Source organism: Paraburkholderia sp. D1E, from assembly GCF_052682275.1.
The window spans coordinates 2,133,722-2,150,405 of sequence record NZ_JBQYMB010000001.1; the positions used below are offsets into that span (position 1 = coordinate 2,133,722).

A 16,684-nucleotide genomic window follows, 5' to 3' on the forward strand; every position below is an offset into this window, starting at 1 on the left:
GTCGTTTTGGCGGCGAACGGGCGGGGTGGATTCTTGAAATTTGCCTAGCTTACACCTGAGCGCATGAATCATTGAAGACATTCAATCCACAGAAGCCCCATATGTGTTATCGGTGGCGCGCGGCAGTTGTTGAGGGGGAGCCGCGTTATTACGGGTGGCTTTGTCGGCGGAACGCTAGGCTGTTGCAGTTTTCAATGTCGCTATGTCACGCCGAGGTGGCGCTCCAAACATGCGCGAATATTCACGGCTGAATTGCGATGCGCTTTCATAGCCCACCTGATAGGCCGCGGCTTCGGCGTTGGCGATTCCGGCCACCATCAGATGGCGCGCTTCAAGCAGGCGAAGCTGCTTCTGGTATTGCAACGGCGTCATCGATGTCAGCGCCTTGAACTGCCTGTGGAATGCCGACGGACTCATTTGCGCGACGGCAGCCAGATCCTCGATGCGTACCGTCTCAGCAAATTGGTTCCGTAAGGCATGGATGGCAGTGACGACTCTCTGCACATGGCTGTTTGCCAGCACGACCTTGGCGACCTCGTTGCCGTGAGGGCCCGTTAGCAACCAGTAGCAGATCTCTCGCATGATCATCGGCGCGAGAATGGGAATAGCCTGAGGCGTATCGAGGAGACGCACCATGCGAAGCACGCAGTCAGCGAGCGGGCCGTCAAAGTCGGTGACAAAAACGCCGCGCCCGAAATTGTCTTCCGGCGCAGGTGGCGTGTCGAGAGACGCCATGACGTCGCGCATGATGGCAAGATTGAACTCAATAATAATACCGAGGTAGGGCTCGGCTGCGCTGGCTTTCGCCACCCTGCTGAAGGCCGGCATCTCGACGCTGACGACCAGGGCTTGTCCTGCCCTGTAGTCGTACCGCCTGTCACCGAATGTCGTCCACTTGGCACCTTGCGCGACGACACAGAGCGCTGGCTTCATGATCAGATGAGCGGGATGTTTTTCATGATCCGAGCGGAGGATGGTTAAACCTTCGATGGCGGTCACGAACGGGCTCTCCCTCCCGGCTTGCTTGTGGGTATAGCGTTTGACGCCTTCGATCAAGGCATTTGACATATGAAATTTCTCCACGCCCGCGTTCCTTCATGTTACAGCGTGTCGTGTCGCGAGGTAGAGGCCCGGGCAGGATTAGGCAAGAAGTAGGGCAATTAGGGCATTCAGCCTCGCTACCGGCCGGAATAAGCTTGCAGCTACACACCTAACGTGGAGCGCGGAATGACAGCAGGAAAATCAGCAGATGCCATCTCGAAGATCGCAATCGTGACAGGAGGCAGTCGCGGCCTAGGCCGCAATACCGTGCTGCACCTCGCGAAACGCGGAGTCAGTTCCATCTTCACGTATCGTTCCAATCAGGCAGAAGCCGAAAAGGTCGTGAACCTGGTGGCAGAGGAGGGGCAAAGCGCCATTGCATTGCCGCTCGATACCGGGAAAGTGAGCACGTTCGACTCGTTCGTAGCGCAGGTTCGGGCGTCGCTTGTCCAGTTGGGCGCCGTGCGGTTTGACTACCTCGTCAACAACGCCGGCATTTCGCATCACGCGCCGTTCGACGCGACAACTGAGGAAGAGCTGGACAGTCTCTACAACGTCCATTTCAAGGGCGTATTTTTTCTGACGCAGAAGCTGCTGCCGCTCATCAATGACGGGGGCCGCATCGTGAATATTTCCTCGGGCTTAACCCGCGTCGCTTTTCCGGGTAGTGCGTCTTATGCGTCTATGAAAGGCGCGGTTGAGGTTCTGACTTGCTATCTGGCGAAGGAGCTCGGTCCGCGTCGAATCGCCGTCAATACCGTCGCGCCAGGCGCAGTCGCCACGGACTTCAGCGGCGGCATGGTTCGCGACAATCCCGAGATCAATAAGCGCGTGTCGGAGGTGACGGCGCTCGGCCGTGCGGGCTTGCCCGACGACATCGGCCCCATGATCGCGTCGCTGCTGTCCGAAGACAATCGCTGGGTCAATGCCCAGCGTATAGAAGTCTCGGGCGGGATGGTTATCTAGGCGGAAATGAGGGGCGGTGAACCGCTCCTTCATTTCCCAAAAGCTGGGCATGGCGGCGGGGAGCGATTCGATTTTCGAGGTGCTATTCTTGGCTGCAGAATATCAACTCATCCCACATTGCTGCAGGACCTTGTAAAAGGATAGGGCAATCGCCATGAATAAAGCCGACCTCTCCGACGTATACCGAGACTACATTGCCTGCCTGAATAAACAGGACTGGCCAAACCTGGGGCGGTTTGTTCATGACGACGTGTACTACAACGGTCAGCGGATCGGGTTGTCGGGTTATCGCGAGATGCTGGAGAGAGACTTCAGTGAAATCCCAGACCTCCATTTCAACATTCAGCTGCTGGTTTCCGATTCGCCTTATATCGCTAGCCGCCTGGCCTTCGCCTGTACGCCGAAGGGGAAATTCCTTGGCCTCAACGTAAACGGGAAGACAGTGTCCTTTACCGAGAACGTGTTCTATCAATTTCAGAGCGGAAAGATTGAGCACGTATGGTCAGTGATAGACAAGGCGGCTATCGAAGCCCAGCTTTAGAACAGTAGATTCCGCATCTCTCACACCGATGCGAGTCCTTATCGCTGTTCCACTCCGAAGGATGGTGGATCTGCCCGGCGTCTTAGATCTTCGGTCGTTTCCCCGGTGTTATCCGGCCGCCAGCCAGGCGGCTTGACCACATAGCCGTACACCTCGCGGATGGAACGGGCAGCCTGGAGATCGCGCCACAGCGCGCGCCAGTGATCGAACTCGATGGCCAGCAGGTTATAAGTCGTTGTCGGCCGGACCAGGCCGAAGCGACACGGTACGTCGCGCCGTTCTGCGATGTAAGTACCGAATAGTCGATCGAACACAATCAGCACACCGCCGTAATTTCCATCGAGGTATTCGATGTTGGACGCATGATGCACACGGTGCGCGGAAGGTGTGTTGAGAATCCATTCCAACGGCCCAAGACGTGGAACCCAGGTTACGTGCAGCCAGAACTGGTAGAGCAGGTTGAGCGAAAGCAGCATCAGCACAATCTGGGGCGGCATACCGAATAGCGGCGCGAGCACGAAGAACAGCAGCGAACCGGTAAGGCGGCCAGTCCAACCGATACGGTACGCGGCGGCCAGGTTGAGTTCATTGGATGAATGGTGGACGGCGTGGGTGCACCAGAACCAGCGCGTCCGGTGGGCTGCACGGTGATACCAGTAATAGCAGAACTCCTGGCCAACGAAGCACGCCAGCCAACCGCTCCAATGGTTCATCGGTAAAGTCCAGAGCCTGTGCCGCCAGAACCAGTTCATTGAGTCGCTCCAGAATGCAAGCGGTAGCAACCATTGCAACGGATACTCACGAACGAGATAGTCGGCCACCGAGATACTGGCCGCCCTCCAGTCGTAGCCGCGCCAGCCACGCCGGACAGAAAGCACCAGAGCCTCGGCTAATGAAGAGGCGAGGACCAGGACGACAGCGAACTTAAGTATCGTGAGCAACGCAGCCATGACTGGATCATCCCTATCGTGATACCAGCCAGCGTAGTTTGACGCCCCCTGGTTCGCAATCGAACTGGGACGAGATGGGTCTGCGGCGGGGTGGATTGCGCGATCTGCGTTATTGCCGGAGGCGTTGCATCAGTGTTTCCCGATGCTGCCGGCTGCAGGGCACCTCGACACCGCTGCGTAGAACGACGGTGGCATCGCCCTTTCCCCGTGGCCGCACAGTGAGCACGGCGGCCAGTGCCACGGCAGCGCCGCGATGTGTACGGACAAACGCCGGGTCGAGGTCATTGAGCAGGGCGGCGAGCGTGCGGCGTATCAGCAGGCTCTGCCCGGGTAGATGGATGTTGACGTAGTTGTCGGCGGCCTCCAGCCATTCGATATCGGTGCAACGCACGACATGCGTTTGCCCTCGCTCGGCGATCATCAGATGGGCGGGCATGCCGACGCTCGGGCGGGCCGTGCCGCGGACCGATTTGCGCAAGCGCTGCACGGCGCGCTGCAGGCGTTCCGGTTCGACAGGTTTCAGCAGGTAGTCGGCTGCATGAGCGTCGAATGCTCGCAACGCATACTGGTCGAATGCGGTCACGAACACTAGCGCCGGACCGTCGTCCGGCAGCGACGCGGCCACGTCGAAACCGTCGATCTCGGGCATCTGTACGTCGAGGAAGATCACGTCCGGCCGTAGCTGTGCGGCCAGCGTCAGCGCCGCGGCACCGTCGGAAGCTTCACCAATGACTTCGACGTCGGGAAATGCCCGAAGCATGCGCAGCAGTTTGCTGCGTGCTAGCGCTTCATCGTCGACGATCAGCACACGCACGGCAGTCTCATCCTGGCGATCAGGCCACCGCCCGGTCGCAGTCGCAAGTCGAGACTCGCCTGCGTGCCGTACAACGAGTGCAAACGGTCCTCGAGATTACCAAGGCCCACACCACGCTTAACAGGAAGGTGCTGCAAATCTCCGTCATCCTCAATCTCGATCTGCAGATGGCTCGCGATACGCTGTATGCGTATCGCGATGTGCGTGAACGCACTGCGCCGCTCGACGACGTGCCGGAAGCAGTTCTCCAGCAGCGGCTGAAGTCCGAGCGTGGGGACACGGCAAGTCTGTGCAGTGGTATCGACCTCCCACGAAATCTGGACCCGATCGGCGAAGCGCCGGACCATGATGTCCGCATAGGCGTGAAGCAGCGTCAGTTCGTCGGCCAGTGACTGTTCGGGATGCTGGCTCGCGTCGGTGGCCGCGCGCAACAAGGTCGCGAGCCGGGTGAGCAGCATGTCGGCCGTGTCGGGATCGCTGTGGATCAGCGATGAAATGGTGTTCAGCGCGTTAAAGAGAAAATGTGGCTGCAGTTGCTGGGTCAACTGGGCAAGTTGTGCCTGCCGTGCCAGGTTTGCCTGCTGTGCGGAGCGCAGCCGCTCGGCGGACCACGCTCTGTAGGAACGCAGGCCGAATTGAACCCCCCCGAGCAACGCGTAGAACAGCACGAATTGCGTCACTTCGTAAGCCGCCACTTCGGCCCACGGCCCGTGCCGGAACCTTACGCCAGCGAGCGCGTAGATGCCGATCCGCAACGCATACACCGCAGTGACGTAAACGACCAGTTGCAGCGGCATCCATGCCCAGACGCGGAGAAACCATTGCAGTGGCTGGTTGAGAAAACTGTCGAACCGGTCCGCGCGTCTCTTCTGCACGGCAGCCAGCACGGTGGCGCCGAGCGCTGACGAGCCGTAGTTGACAAGCGGCTGCCAGACAAGCAGTTTGCCTGTCCACAAGGATTCCTGCATCCCCACTGCCAGCATGAGCAGCCAGAACGCGATCCAAAGCCATAGCAGGCGTCGCCACGGGCTTGGTGATTTGGGGTCGCCTACGAGGTAGCGGGTGTTCATTGACCTGGCTCATTCGCGCTTTTCCCCGGCGCAGGGCTTATGTCGATGCCGGAAAGTATGCGGCAGCTATGTATTGGCTACCAGCAGTTCCTCAGCATTGTTTGGCGGACGCAGATCATCTGTTCTTCCCGTGAAGTAGCGCTGCGTAAGATCGGCCGCTGACACGTGCCGTGCTTCCGTAAAGCCCGCTTCGTGGGCCAGCGCCAGGATCTCCGGCGGGGTGAAGAAGCTGAGGAACGGTGTGCCGCTGGCTCGTGGCTCCTTTTCCGCCATCTCAAGCCCGGGACGTATCTCGGGGTCCGCCAGTTCCAGCGGAAGCAGGAACGTCATGGCGAGCGTCGATCCTGGGGCGAGGGCCGCGACCTGGCGCAGCGTGGCTGCGTTCGCTTCTTTGGTGAGATACATGCTGACGCCCGTGGAGACCACGATTGCCGGCCTGCTTTCGTCGAAGCCGGCGGCCATGAGCCCGTCCTGCCAGGTTCCCCCTGCCTCGAAATCGACCGGCACGAAGCGCAGCCAGTCCGGGACGCCGAAACCGAGTTCGATCAGGCGCTCGCGCTTCCATGCCTGAGGACCGGGCGGGTCGACCTCGAACACCCTGAGGCGGGAGGCGATCTCCGGCCGCCGCTGTGCGAAGGTGTCAAGGCCCGCGCCGAGGATGACGTACTGACTCAGCCCGTGGCCGGCCTGTTCCACGACCAGGTCCTCAATGAAGCGAGCACGGGCCACGATTGAAGCGCGGAAGGGACGGGTGAACTGCGGGTCCATGTCCCCGCGGCTGCGCCAGTTTTCGTCCGGGGCGAGTAGCTTAAGGCCGATTGTGTCTTCAAGCACATGCGGCGGGGGATCGGCCTCGACATGCAGCGCGCGCCACAGGGCCACTCGCGCTGCTGTGCTGTCTGGCGCCACATCCTGCTTGTCGTTCATGACTTTCAATCCTGTTTGTTCGTCTTCGTCTGAAGCCGATCTATCAGTACTGTGCCGGGCGATGCAAGAAAGCGTTGTTGCTTCGGCCCCCTGGCGTTCTATCGGGAACATCGGGAATCGTTTGACACGTGCATCCGCGTGTAGAAATGCAGTGAGCAGCAAGAATATCACCTGCACGAACTCAGCGACGAACCATGTCCGCGCCCGGATCCGCTGGCAGGATTGAGCAGACGTTCGAACCAGGACGATGGTAACCTTCCCCCCGCTTCAGGTCTGTTGCCTGACCGCCAGCACGTTTTATCGCCAGACAGACATTAAACCGGCCGACGCGGTATCTTCCGCGCCGGCATCCCACATTGACCGAAAGAGTGATCATGACGAGTTCCATCTACAGCGCCTCCGTCCCAGTTTTCAAGCAAATGCTGACTGCATTGTCCGAAGTGCTGAAGAAAACCGAAGCACACGTCACCGAAAAGAACATCGAGCCGAACGCGCTGCTGCAGGCGCGCCTGTTCCCGGACATGTTTCCCCTCGTGCGCCAGGTACAGATCGCGGCCGATTTCGCCAAAGGTATCAGCTCGCGCCTGGCCGGCGTCGAGGTGCCGTCGTGGCCCGATACCGAAGTTACGTTTGCGGACCTGCAGGCGCTTATCGCCAAGGCGTTGACGTACATCGGCGGGCTCGAGGCCGCCCAGTTCGAAGGTAGCGAGGGCAAGGAAATCGTCCTGCGTCCGGGCACGCCGAAAGAGAAGAAGCTGGTTGGCAGCGCCTATCTGCAAAACTACGGTTTACCGCAGTTTTTTTTCCACGTTACGACGGCCTACGCGATTGTGCGTCACAACGGCGTCGATATCGGCAAGCGCGACTATATGGGATCTTACTGATCGTCGAAGCGCGGGCGGGGAATTAACGGCAAACGGGGGGAGGAGATCGCGTGTTATGCGAAAGATTTTCTTTCGCCACGGACAAGATATCGTCGATAGTCGATGAATCTGTGAGCACGCATACTCCTTTTTCAGCGAACCCGCCCGAACGTCGCCCACCTGCGCGAAATTGACAGATCAGGAAATGAAGCTCAGAACCATCAGCCTTATAGCAACAACTTTTTTTGCCTGTGCGGCCGCGGCCGTCAGCCACGCGGCCGACGATCAGCAAAACAGAATCGCGAGTGCAGTGAACCGTGCCATACAACCGGTCATGGCGAGCAATCGTATTCCCGGCATGGCGGTGGGCATCGTCGACGGTGACAAGCATTACGTATTCAACTACGGCCTGGCGTCTACCGAAACCAGGCAGCCGGTCACGCGCGACACCTTGTTCGAACTGGGTTCGGTCAGCAAGACTTTGACGGCGACGCTGGCCTCGTATGCACAGGTAAGCGGCTATCTGTCTTTGTCGGATCAGCCGGGCAAGTATCTCCCGTCTCTGCGCAATAGCAAGTTCGGTAATGTCAGCCTTCTCAATCTGGGTACGCACACGCCCGGAGGGCTCCCCTTGCAGGTGCCCGACAACATCCGCAACAACGATCAGTTGATGGAATATTTCAGGCAGTGGCAGCCCACCTATGCGCCTGGAACGGTTCGGACTTATGCCAATCCCGGCATTGGCGCGCTTGGCCTCATAACAGCGAAGAGCATGGGTCAGGACTTTAGCGTGCTGATGGAAAGCCGTCTGTTTCCCGCGCTTGATATGAAGCACAGCTACATCAACATTCCTGCTGGGAAATTGAGCGATTACGCTCAGGGCTACACGAAAGAAGGTGCGCCGATCAGAATGGCACCCGGGGTTCTGTCTGATGAAGCCTACGGCATCCGGACCACGGCTGCGGACATGATCCGCTTTGTGGAAGCCAACATGAGTCTGATCAAACTCGACCCGAAGCTCCAGCGCGCGATCACAGATACCCACACCGGGTACTTCAAGGCAGGGCCGATGACCCAGGACCTGATATGGGAGCAATATCCCTATCCCGTCAAACTGCAGACGCTTCAGGATGGAAATTCGTCGGCAATGATTTTCAACGCAACGCCGGTTACGGCAATCACGCCGCCGCAGCCGCCTCGTGAAGACGTCTGGATCAATAAAACCGGCTCGACTAACGGCTTCGGCGCGTACATTGCGTTTATTCCGCAGAAGCGGCTGGGGATCGTCATTCTCGCCAACAAGAATTTCCCGATTGATGAGCGGGTCACCGCGGCATACCGGATTCTCACGTCACTCGCCAACGACGGCCAATAAGCAGGACCATCTTCGATGAAAAGCGCTCGCTACCTTCCGCTTGTTCTTTCGGCGCTCATGTGTGTCCAACCATCAGTCGAAGCGGCCGAAAACGCGCCGGCGGCGAAAGACACAGTCGTTTTGCAACGGGTCACGATTCCAGGAACCGATCGGGAAATGGGCATGGGTATTGCCGAATTTCCTCCGAACGCCTCGAAGCCGCGGCATAAAGCAACCGGGCCTGAGGTCGCTTATGTGCTGGAGGGCGAGGTGACGGTGCAGGTCAATGGTCAACCAACACGCATCGTTCACGCGGGTGAGAGCTACCGGATGCCCGCCGATGTCATTCACGTCACTACCGCGGGTCCTGCGGGGGCGAAGGTGATTGCGACCTGGGCCTGGGTGCCGGGAAAACCATTCAACATTCGTGCGCCAGAATGACTGGGGTCGACGTGGGTTTTCGTTGCTGGACCGAATGCGTTGCGTTCCTTGTGCAAGCGGCTATTATCGACCGTGGTTCCTGAAGGAGAATGACCGATGAGCCGACCCGATTTCATCAAGCACTGGACTGAACTCGAAGAACCGGATGCGCATTCCTATCGCGGCGATACCGAGAAAATGGCGCTAGACGCACCGCTTTCCGAGGCACTCGGCATCACGCGCATTGGCATTCATCATGTGAGGCTTCTGCCCGGCCGGCGGACGTCGTATCCACATGCCGAAAGTACCGAGCAGGAATTTGTGTATGTGCTCGAAGGCAAGCCCGATGTCTGGATCGACGGCGTGCTTCATTCCATTACCGAAGGAAATTCCGTGGCGTTTCCGGCAGGCACGGGAATCTGCCACACCTTCATCAACAATACGAAGGACGAAGTCAGGCTGATGGTGGTCGGCGAACGTCCGCGCGACGACAACCGCATTCGTTACCCGGTCAATGAAGCATACGAGCTGACCCGCAAGGATCGCTGGGTCGACTGGCCCGCCAGACCGCTCGGCGACCATAACGGAATGCCGGACTGACGCAGCGCGGATGACCGCTTCGGCGTGCGTCCGGTGCGCGGCTCTGCAAATATTGGCGATTCAGGCTAGGCTACTCTGTGGGCCGTTTTTTGTCGCAACGAGGCGGCCGTGCCACAGGTTATTCTCGTCAGGAAAGCTATGACTCAACAACTCACAATCGATTTCGTCTCCGATATCGCATGCCCGTGGTGTGCAATCGGCCTGTCGTCGCTCGAGCTTGCACTATCGCGTCTTGGCGAAGCGGTCGATGCCCAGATAGTGGTACATCCCTTCGAGTTGAATCCGGAAATGGGTCCGGACGGCGAGGCCATTGTCGATTATCTTGGCAAAAAATACGGACGCACACCGGCGCAGATCGCCGAAACGCAAGCGATGATCCGCGAGCGTGGGGCAAGCGTCGGCTTTACCTTCGGCCCGCGTGCGCACGTCTATAACACCTTCGATGCGCACCGTCTGATGCATTGGGCCGGCATCGAGGGCAAGCAGTTGCCACTCAAACTGGCGCTGCTGCGGGCCTATCATTCCGAGGGCAAAGACCCGAGCAATCACGAAGTCCTGGTCGACGCGGCCCGATCCGTGGGGCTCGACGCCGCGGAGGCGGGCAGGGTGCTGCGAAACGGAGAGTATGCCGACGAGGTTCGTGCGGAAGAACGGGAATACCAGGCCAAGGGCATCCAGTCGGTGCCGGCGATCATCTTTAACGGCCGCTATCTGGTGAGCGGCGGACAACCCGTGGAAACTTTCGAGCAGGTCATCCAGCAGATTCTGGCCGAAGCGTAGTGCGGCGTTGGGGCTATCGCATCGGCAGATGAGGAGCGGGGTTCATTGACCGCATACTGAATCCCGCAACATTTGCCTGACGATACCAGGGAATGCCTAATTGAGCCGCTGCCTTCCAGCAGCGTAAAATCGTGGCACATCGGTTTGGGGGCCCAGCAATGTGTCTGGCTTCTCGTTACGATTTCAGCCGCGATTCCAGCCGCAATACCCGGCGACACCCGGTGCAGCGGCGCCCAACGCTTTTTCGACCCGCTCCTCGCAATGAGGCCAGCGGCGGTTGCGAAATTGTCGTTCAATCCACGCCATGACCCCCCTCATTTCCGTCAAAAGGCTCAACAAGAGCTTTCCCGGCGTGAGGGCGCTTCACGAAGTCCAGTTCGAACTCATGGCGGGTGAGGTCCACGCGCTGATGGGCGAGAATGGCGCCGGCAAGTCGACGCTGATGAAAATCCTCGCCGGCGTTTACACCCGGGATACGGGCGAAATCCTCTATGAGGGTCAGCCGGTCGAGTTCTTGAGCCCGCGCGAGGCGCAGACCTTGGGCGTCGGCATCATTCATCAGGAACTCCAATTGATGAATCATCTGACTGTCGCCCAGAATATGTTTATCGGCCGTGAGCCGCGCGGACGCCTCGGCTTGTTCCTCGACGAAGACAAACTCAATGCGCAAGCGCGCGACATTCTTGCCCGCATGCATGTGAATCTCGACCCGCGCGCGGTGGTCAGCACCCTTACCGTTGCCAGGCAGCAGATGGTCGAGATTGCCAAGGCCTTGTCCTTCGACTCGCGCGTTCTGATCATGGACGAGCCTACTTCGGCGCTTAACGACGCCGAGATCGCCGAGCTCTTCCGCATCATTCGTGAGCTGAAGAGCCGGGGTGTGGGGATCGTCTACATCTCACACAAGATGGACGAGCTGAAGCAGATTGCCGACCGCGTCACCGTGTTGCGTGACGGGGAATATGTGGCCACGGTCACCGCTGGGGACACCAGCGTCGAAGCGATTATCGGCATGATGGTCGGGCGAACCTTGACTGACGCAGCGCCTTCCCGCAACGAGGCAGGCAAAGGCGAGGTCGCACTCGAAGTCAAAAATCTGAATGCCGGACCGCTGGTCAGAGACGTCAGCTTCGCGCTGCGCAAAGGCGAGATATTGGGCTTTGCCGGTTTGATGGGCGCCGGCCGTACGGAGGTCGCCCGCGCGGTGTTCGGCGCCGATCCGATTGAGTCCGGCCAGATTGTCGTGAGAGGGGCGAAGGTGACGATCAGGAATCCGAGCGATGCGGTCGCGCGCGGCATCGGCTATCTCTCGGAAGACCGTAAGCGCTTCGGCCTCGCAACTGGAATGAGCGTCGAATCGAACATCGTGATGTCTAACTTGCGCAAGTTTCTGTCGCTCAATTTTTTCTTGCGCCGCGCCCAGATACGCCGGACGGCCTCCCAATTCATCAGTCTGCTCGCCATTCGTACGCCCTCCGCGGCGCAGGAGGTGCGGCTTCTTTCGGGGGGCAATCAGCAGAAAATAGTCATTGCGAAATGGCTCGAACGCGACTGCGATGTGCTGTTTTTCGATGAGCCAACGCGCGGTATCGACGTCGGCGCCAAGAGCGAAATCTACAAACTGCTGCGCGCACTTGCCGAGCAAGGCAAGGCGATCGTGATGATCTCCTCTGAGCTGCCGGAAATCTTGCGCATGAGCGACCGGATCGTTGTGATGTGCGAGGGGCGCATCACCGGCGAACTGCTCGCGACGGAGGCGACGCAGGAGCGCATCATGCAACTGGCGACGCAGCGTGAAACCTTGAAAGCGGCGTGAGCCTGAAGAGGAGACGTTCAGTTTATGACACTGCCATCGGATACTTCGGCGCTCGCTAACGAGGGACGCTTGTCCGGCCTTAGAGCCCGCGTTTTCACGCCGACCGCGCTGCAAAAGCTGCTCGCCTTCGGGAGCCTGATCCTGCTGCTGGTCTTTTTCAGCTTCGCGTCTCCCGCGTTCATGCAGATGGACAATATGCTCGGGATTCTGCAGGCGACGGCGGTCAACGGCGTTCTTGCGATTGCCTGCACGTTTGTCATCATCACCGGAGGCATCGATTTGTCCGTCGGCACGTTGATGACCTTCACGGCGGTCATTTGCGGCGTGTTTCTGACCTACTGGCATTTGCCGATGTGGACCGGCGTCGTGGCGGCGATTGGGACCGGCGCGATTTGCGGAAGTATTTCGGGAACCCTCACGGCGAAAATGAAAATACCGCCGTTCATTGCCACCTTAGGCATGATGCTGCTGCTAAAAGGGCTGTCGCTCGTTGTCTCGGCGGACAAGCCGATCTATTTCAGCGACACCGAAAACTTCTACCGGATCTCTCAGGATTCGCTGATCGGCTATCTGCTGCCGAGTCTGCCTGTGCCAAACGCGGTCCTGATTCTATTTTTCCTTGCGGTTGTGAGTTCGATCACGCTCAATCGCACGGCGCTCGGCCGCTACACCTTTGCGCTCGGCAGCAACGAAGAAGCCGTCCGCCTTTCCGGCGTGAATGTCGATCGGTGGAAGATCGCCATTTACGGCCTCGCCGGGGCAATTTGCGGCATCGCCGGGCTGCTTATTGCCTCGCGTCTGAATTCGGCCCAGCCGGCGCTAGGTCAAGGTTACGAACTCGAAGCGATCGCGGCCGTGGTCATCGGCGGGACCTCGCTCAGCGGTGGATCGGGCACGATTCTGGGCACGATCATCGGCGCTTTCATCATGAGCGTGCTGACCAACGGCCTGCGCATCATGTCCGTCGCTCAGGAATGGCAGATCGTGGTGACCGGCCTCATCATCATTCTCGCCGTCTATGCCGATATTTTGCGGCGTAGGAAAAGCTGACGAAGTTCGACGAAGGCTGATGTTGCGCGGAACAAGATCAAGAAAAGGGAGCGCCAAAGGCTCCCACAACGGCTGAAGGTTGATAGCCAACTTAGGAGGAGAAACCCCATGTTGAACAGAAGACTAATCAGTGTCGTGGTCGGCGTTGGCGCGCTCATTGGTGGGACGAGTGTTACGTACGCGCAAGACGTCTACATCCCGCTCATCTCGAAGGGCTTCCAGCACCAGTTCTGGCAGGCCGTCAAAGCCGGTGCGGAACAGTCGGCCAAGGAGCACAACGTCAGGATTACCTTCGAGGGTCCGGAAACCGAGGCTATGGTCGATAAACAGATCGACATGCTCTCGGCCGCGCTCGCCAAGAAACCCCAGGCGCTCGGCATCGCCGCGCTCGACAGCAAAGCGGCCATTCCGTTGTTGAAGCGGGCGCAGGCCGCGAAGATACCGGTCATCGCCTTCGACTCCGGCGTGGACAGCGACATTCCGCTGACCACGTGTGCGACCGACAACCTTGCCGCAGCCGCACTCGCTGCCGACAAGATGGCCGAGGCGATCGGCAATTCCGGTGAAGTCGGGCTGGTCGTGCACGACCAGACGAGCCGCACCGGCATCGATCGCCGCGACGGCTTCCTGAATGAGATGAAAGCGAAGCACCCGAACATCAAGATCGTCTCAGTCCAGTATGGCGGCGGCGACCATTTGAAGTCGGCGGAAATCGCCAAGACGATGATCCAGGCCAATCCCAATCTCAAGGGCATTTTCGGCTCGAATGAAGGCTCGGCCGAAGGGGCCGCGATCGGCGTCAAGGAATCGGGCAAGAAACTCGTCCTGATTGGCTACGACTCCGGCAAGGAGCAAAAGGACGACATCAATTCGGGGTTGATGGCCGGTGCCATTACGCAGAACCCGGTCGGCATCGGCAAATGCGTCGTCGACTCCGCGGTGAAGGCGTTGAAGGGCGAGAAGCTGCCCAAGAAAGTCGACACGGGCTTCTACTGGTATGACAAGAGCAATATGAGCGATCCCAAGATCGCCGCCGTGCTCTACGATTGAGCGTCGCCACAAGGCGCGGCGAGAGAGGAAGGGTCGCGGCGTCTTTCGATGCCGCGACCCTCTTTGCTGATAGGCAGAAGTCGATAGCTGTCGTAGAGGAGAGGGTTCAATGCCCACGATCACCAAGCTGTCCGTCCGGGACATCCGGTTTCCTACTTCGCGTTCACTCGACGGCTCTGACGCGATGAACGCCGCGCCGGATTACTCCGCCACCTATGTGACGCTCGAAACCGATTCGCCGCAGGCGCTGACAGGCCACGGCCTCACGTTCACCATCGGACGCGGCAACGAGATATGCGTGAGTGCGGTACACGCGCTTAGCGCCCTCGTCGTCGGCAAAACGCTCGAGGATATCGCAGCGAACATGGGCGCTTTCTGGCGCACGCTGACGTCAGACAGCCAGCTGCGCTGGATCGGCCCGGACAAGGGCGCCATTCATCTGGCGACGGCGGCTGTCGTGAATGCGGTCTGGGACCTGTGGGCAAAAGCGGAAGACAAGCCGGTGTGGAAGCTGCTCGTCGACATGAGCCCGGAAGAACTCGTACGGTGTCTCGACTTCCGCTATGTGACCGATGCGATCACGCCGCAAGAAGCTATCGCCATGTTGCACCGCCATGCGAAGACCCGGGGCGAGCGCGAAAAGGACATGCTCGCGCACGGCTATCCGGCCTACACGACTTCGGCCGGCTGGCTCGGCTACGACGACGACAAGATCCGCCGGCTCGCCCGTGAAGGCGTCGCGCAAGGCTGGACGCATTTCAAGCAGAAGGTGGGCGGCAATCTCGAAGAAGATATGCGCCGAGCCCGGATTCTGCGTGAAGAAATCGGCGAGAACCGCAAGCTGATGATGGATGCGAACCAGGTGTGGGATGTCGATGAAGCGGTTGCGAATATGCGGCGCCTGGCGCAATTCGATCCGTGGTGGATCGAGGAACCCACGAGTCCCGACGACATTCTCGGCCATGCGGCCATCCGCCAGCGGATTCATCCAATCGGCGTGGCGACGGGCGAGCACTGCCATAACCGCGTGATGTTCAAGCAGTTGCTGCAGGCGCATGCAATCGACTTCTGTCAGGTTGATAGCTGCCGTCTGGGCGGTCTGAACGAGGTAATCGTCGTCCTGTTGATGGCGGCTAAGTTCGGCGTGCCCGTGTGCCCGCACGCGGGCGGCGTCGGTTTGTGCGAGTACGTGCAGCACATTTCGCTTTTTGACTATATCTGCGTGTCGGCGTCGCTAGAAAACCGGGTGCTCGAATACGTGGATCATCTGCATGAACATTTTGTCGATCCTGTCGTGATCCGGAATGGCCGTTATATGCCGCCGCAACGTTCTGGCTACAGCATTGAAATGCATGCGGCGTCGCTCGATCAGTATGACTTTCCTGATGGGCCGGCGTGGCGGGTTTGAGGGCGTTTGATTTCGCCTGCACCGGATGATGCGCAAACCATCATCGGAGTAAGTCCAACAGTTTTACAGGAGCCGGTATGAGTACGAAGCACAGCAAAAAAGAACATCTTGAAGCCGCGGCGTCACATCACGAGCAGGCAGCGCAATATCACCGCGGGGCGGCGCGGCATTTCGAGGCCGGTAAAGACTATGCCCATGCCGCACACCAGGCGATGGTGGCTCACGGCCACACGTTACACGCGATCGATCAGGCACACGCTGCGGGTGCACACAGCGCCAGTACACCACAGGCAACGCCTGCATCAACCGGTCCAGGCACCAGCAGCGAAGCGGCAAAACATCACACAGCGGCAGCGGAGCTTCACGATCAGGCGGCGCAGCATATGCGCCACGCGGTCAAGCTCTTCGATCAGGACCGCAGCGCAGTCGCCCACGACGCGCAGCTAGCGCTCTCCCTTGCACTGCGCGCTTTGTCTCACGGCAACGAAGCGGCCCGACTATTCGTCAAGCTCGCTCCGGCCGAAGCTTAAAGATTCACGCATGGAGCGCACGGCTGAGCCGGCGCTCCGTGCGGGACTATGCCTTCCGGTCCAGCAGGTCTGCCGCAATGGACTTCGCATGCGCGACGGCCTCGTGCGGGTCTGGGAATACACCGAGCTGTTCCCAATTTTCTTCGACCGCGTAAGTCCCTTTCATACCGAGCGCCCTTTGCACGCGTAATTGCGCCGCATACCTGCCGTCCTCCAAGGGTCGAGCAGTTGCAATGACTTTGTGTGGGAGATCGGATCTCTCCGGCTGGATCAACTCGACAGGGCCGCCCGGCACGCCGGTATCGTTTAACGCGTTCCTTGTTTTGCAGTCTGGACAGTAGAAGCACCATCCCTCGTTCTCGTGAATGGATTTGACCTGCCCGCGGGCCAGCACGGCGCGGCATTCAACGTTTTCGCAGATGAACGGCATACCAGTCTCCGGAGTTGTTTGCAGGAAATCCTAGCATGACCGCGGACGTCCAGCCATCGGATTGTTGCCGTGCC

At 59.4% G+C, this 16,684-nt stretch carries 18 protein-coding genes; 12 read left to right on the plus strand and 6 right to left on the minus strand.

Going from position 1 to position 16,684, the window contains the following annotated elements; all coding sequences use genetic code 11:
* Positions 1–174 precede the first annotated feature (174 nt).
* Positions 175–1,068, minus strand: a complete 894-nt coding sequence (locus ACUN0E_RS09725) for an AraC family transcriptional regulator (RefSeq protein ID WP_445566442.1) — start codon at positions 1,066–1,068, stop codon at positions 175–177.
* A 159-nt stretch (positions 1,069–1,227) separates the two neighbouring features.
* Here ACUN0E_RS09725 and ACUN0E_RS09730 point away from each other — a divergent pair, with 159 nt between their 5' ends.
* A complete protein-coding gene (locus ACUN0E_RS09730; protein WP_445566443.1) occupies positions 1,228–2,007 on the plus strand; it encodes an SDR family NAD(P)-dependent oxidoreductase in 780 nt (259 codons plus the stop codon).
* A gap of 154 nt (positions 2,008–2,161) precedes the next feature.
* The gene (locus ACUN0E_RS09735) at positions 2,162–2,548 is read left to right on the plus strand and encodes an ester cyclase (protein ID WP_445566444.1); all 387 of its coding nucleotides are present in this window, start codon (positions 2,162–2,164) and stop codon (positions 2,546–2,548) included.
* A 38-nt stretch (positions 2,549–2,586) separates the two neighbouring features.
* Here the strand turns inward: ACUN0E_RS09735 and ACUN0E_RS09740 are convergent, their stop codons facing one another.
* The 4 genes from ACUN0E_RS09740 to ACUN0E_RS09755 form a co-directional block, all read right to left on the minus strand.
* A complete protein-coding gene (locus ACUN0E_RS09740; RefSeq protein WP_445566445.1) occupies positions 2,587–3,498 on the minus strand; it encodes a sterol desaturase family protein in 912 nt (303 codons plus the stop codon).
* A 109-nt stretch (positions 3,499–3,607) separates the two neighbouring features.
* Entirely contained in the window at positions 3,608–4,312 is a 705-nt protein-coding gene (locus ACUN0E_RS09745) for a LytR/AlgR family response regulator transcription factor (RefSeq protein ID WP_445566446.1), read from the minus strand.
* Entirely contained in the window at positions 4,300–5,382 is a 1,083-nt protein-coding gene (locus ACUN0E_RS09750; RefSeq protein ID WP_445566447.1) for a sensor histidine kinase, read from the minus strand. Before ACUN0E_RS09750 ends, ACUN0E_RS09745 begins: the two co-directional genes overlap by 13 nt.
* 66 nt (positions 5,383–5,448) lie before the next feature.
* Entirely contained in the window at positions 5,449–6,309 is an 861-nt protein-coding gene (locus tag ACUN0E_RS09755; protein ID WP_445566448.1) for a class I SAM-dependent methyltransferase, read from the minus strand.
* Between the two features lie 374 nt (positions 6,310–6,683).
* Here ACUN0E_RS09755 and ACUN0E_RS09760 point away from each other — a divergent pair, with 374 nt between their 5' ends.
* From ACUN0E_RS09760 to ACUN0E_RS09805, 10 genes are all read left to right on the plus strand, one after another.
* Positions 6,684–7,193 (plus strand): DUF1993 domain-containing protein, encoded by a 510-nt coding sequence (locus ACUN0E_RS09760; RefSeq protein WP_408227667.1) that lies wholly within the window; start codon positions 6,684–6,686, stop codon positions 7,191–7,193.
* A 184-nt stretch (positions 7,194–7,377) separates the two neighbouring features.
* Complete coding sequence (gene ampC / locus ACUN0E_RS09765) at positions 7,378–8,547, plus strand: class C beta-lactamase (protein ID WP_445566449.1); 1,170 nt, start codon at positions 7,378–7,380, stop codon at positions 8,545–8,547.
* A gap of 15 nt (positions 8,548–8,562) precedes the next feature.
* Positions 8,563–8,967 carry a cupin domain-containing protein gene (locus tag ACUN0E_RS09770; RefSeq protein ID WP_408508311.1) on the plus strand — a complete coding sequence of 135 codons (405 nt, stop codon included), beginning with the start codon at positions 8,563–8,565 and terminating at the stop codon, positions 8,965–8,967.
* A 96-nt stretch (positions 8,968–9,063) separates the two neighbouring features.
* Complete coding sequence (locus tag ACUN0E_RS09775) at positions 9,064–9,546, plus strand: cupin domain-containing protein (RefSeq protein ID WP_445566450.1); 483 nt, start codon at positions 9,064–9,066, stop codon at positions 9,544–9,546.
* Between the two features lie 138 nt (positions 9,547–9,684).
* Positions 9,685–10,326, plus strand: a complete 642-nt coding sequence (locus ACUN0E_RS09780; protein ID WP_445566451.1) for a DsbA family oxidoreductase — start codon at positions 9,685–9,687, stop codon at positions 10,324–10,326.
* Between the two features lie 304 nt (positions 10,327–10,630).
* Positions 10,631–12,142 (plus strand): sugar ABC transporter ATP-binding protein, encoded by a 1,512-nt coding sequence (locus ACUN0E_RS09785; protein ID WP_445566452.1) that lies wholly within the window; start codon positions 10,631–10,633, stop codon positions 12,140–12,142.
* A gap of 24 nt (positions 12,143–12,166) precedes the next feature.
* Entirely contained in the window at positions 12,167–13,192 is a 1,026-nt protein-coding gene (locus ACUN0E_RS09790) for an ABC transporter permease (protein ID WP_408227685.1), read from the plus strand.
* A 108-nt stretch (positions 13,193–13,300) separates the two neighbouring features.
* Entirely contained in the window at positions 13,301–14,242 is a 942-nt protein-coding gene (locus tag ACUN0E_RS09795; protein WP_445566453.1) for an ABC transporter substrate-binding protein, read from the plus strand.
* Between the two features lie 109 nt (positions 14,243–14,351).
* Positions 14,352–15,650: an L-fuconate dehydratase gene (locus ACUN0E_RS09800; protein ID WP_408227688.1), complete on the plus strand. Its 1,299-nt coding sequence runs from the start codon at positions 14,352–14,354 to the stop codon at positions 15,648–15,650.
* 77 nt (positions 15,651–15,727) lie between these two features.
* Entirely contained in the window at positions 15,728–16,180 is a 453-nt protein-coding gene (locus ACUN0E_RS09805) for a hypothetical protein (protein ID WP_408227691.1), read from the plus strand.
* Positions 16,181–16,226: 46 nt separating this feature from the next.
* Here ACUN0E_RS09805 and ACUN0E_RS09810 read toward each other — a convergent pair whose 3' ends face one another.
* On the minus strand, positions 16,227–16,610 hold the full coding sequence (locus ACUN0E_RS09810) for a hypothetical protein (protein WP_408227694.1): 384 nt from the start codon (positions 16,608–16,610) through the stop codon (positions 16,227–16,229).
* Positions 16,611–16,684: the final 74 nt, after the last annotated feature.

Excerpts from the sequence above, each read along its gene's own strand:
- ACUN0E_RS09780 (WP_445566451.1), top strand. The coding sequence starts at position 9,685 with ATGACTCAACAACTCACAATCGATTTCGTCTCCGATATCGCATGCCCG.
- ACUN0E_RS09755 (WP_445566448.1), bottom strand. The coding sequence starts at position 6,309 with ATGAACGACAAGCAGGATGTGGCGCCAGACAGCACAGCAGCGCGAGTG.
- ACUN0E_RS09775 (WP_445566450.1), top strand. The coding sequence starts at position 9,064 with ATGAGCCGACCCGATTTCATCAAGCACTGGACTGAACTCGAAGAACCG.
- ACUN0E_RS09725 (WP_445566442.1), bottom strand. The coding sequence starts at position 1,068 with ATGTCAAATGCCTTGATCGAAGGCGTCAAACGCTATACCCACAAGCAA.
- ACUN0E_RS09735 (WP_445566444.1), top strand. The coding sequence starts at position 2,162 with ATGAATAAAGCCGACCTCTCCGACGTATACCGAGACTACATTGCCTGC.
- ACUN0E_RS09795 (WP_445566453.1), top strand. The coding sequence starts at position 13,301 with ATGTTGAACAGAAGACTAATCAGTGTCGTGGTCGGCGTTGGCGCGCTC.
- ACUN0E_RS09760 (WP_408227667.1), top strand. The coding sequence starts at position 6,684 with ATGACGAGTTCCATCTACAGCGCCTCCGTCCCAGTTTTCAAGCAAATG.
- ACUN0E_RS09740 (WP_445566445.1), bottom strand. The coding sequence starts at position 3,498 with ATGGCTGCGTTGCTCACGATACTTAAGTTCGCTGTCGTCCTGGTCCTC.
- ACUN0E_RS09810 (WP_408227694.1), bottom strand. The coding sequence starts at position 16,610 with ATGCCGTTCATCTGCGAAAACGTTGAATGCCGCGCCGTGCTGGCCCGC.
- ampC (WP_445566449.1), top strand. The coding sequence starts at position 7,378 with ATGAAGCTCAGAACCATCAGCCTTATAGCAACAACTTTTTTTGCCTGT.
- ACUN0E_RS09750 (WP_445566447.1), bottom strand. The coding sequence starts at position 5,382 with ATGAACACCCGCTACCTCGTAGGCGACCCCAAATCACCAAGCCCGTGG.
- ACUN0E_RS09805 (WP_408227691.1), top strand. The coding sequence starts at position 15,728 with ATGAGTACGAAGCACAGCAAAAAAGAACATCTTGAAGCCGCGGCGTCA.
- ACUN0E_RS09730 (WP_445566443.1), top strand. The coding sequence starts at position 1,228 with ATGACAGCAGGAAAATCAGCAGATGCCATCTCGAAGATCGCAATCGTG.
- ACUN0E_RS09800 (WP_408227688.1), top strand. The coding sequence starts at position 14,352 with ATGCCCACGATCACCAAGCTGTCCGTCCGGGACATCCGGTTTCCTACT.
- ACUN0E_RS09785 (WP_445566452.1), top strand. The coding sequence starts at position 10,631 with ATGACCCCCCTCATTTCCGTCAAAAGGCTCAACAAGAGCTTTCCCGGC.
- ACUN0E_RS09770 (WP_408508311.1), top strand. The coding sequence starts at position 8,563 with ATGAAAAGCGCTCGCTACCTTCCGCTTGTTCTTTCGGCGCTCATGTGT.
- ACUN0E_RS09790 (WP_408227685.1), top strand. The coding sequence starts at position 12,167 with ATGACACTGCCATCGGATACTTCGGCGCTCGCTAACGAGGGACGCTTG.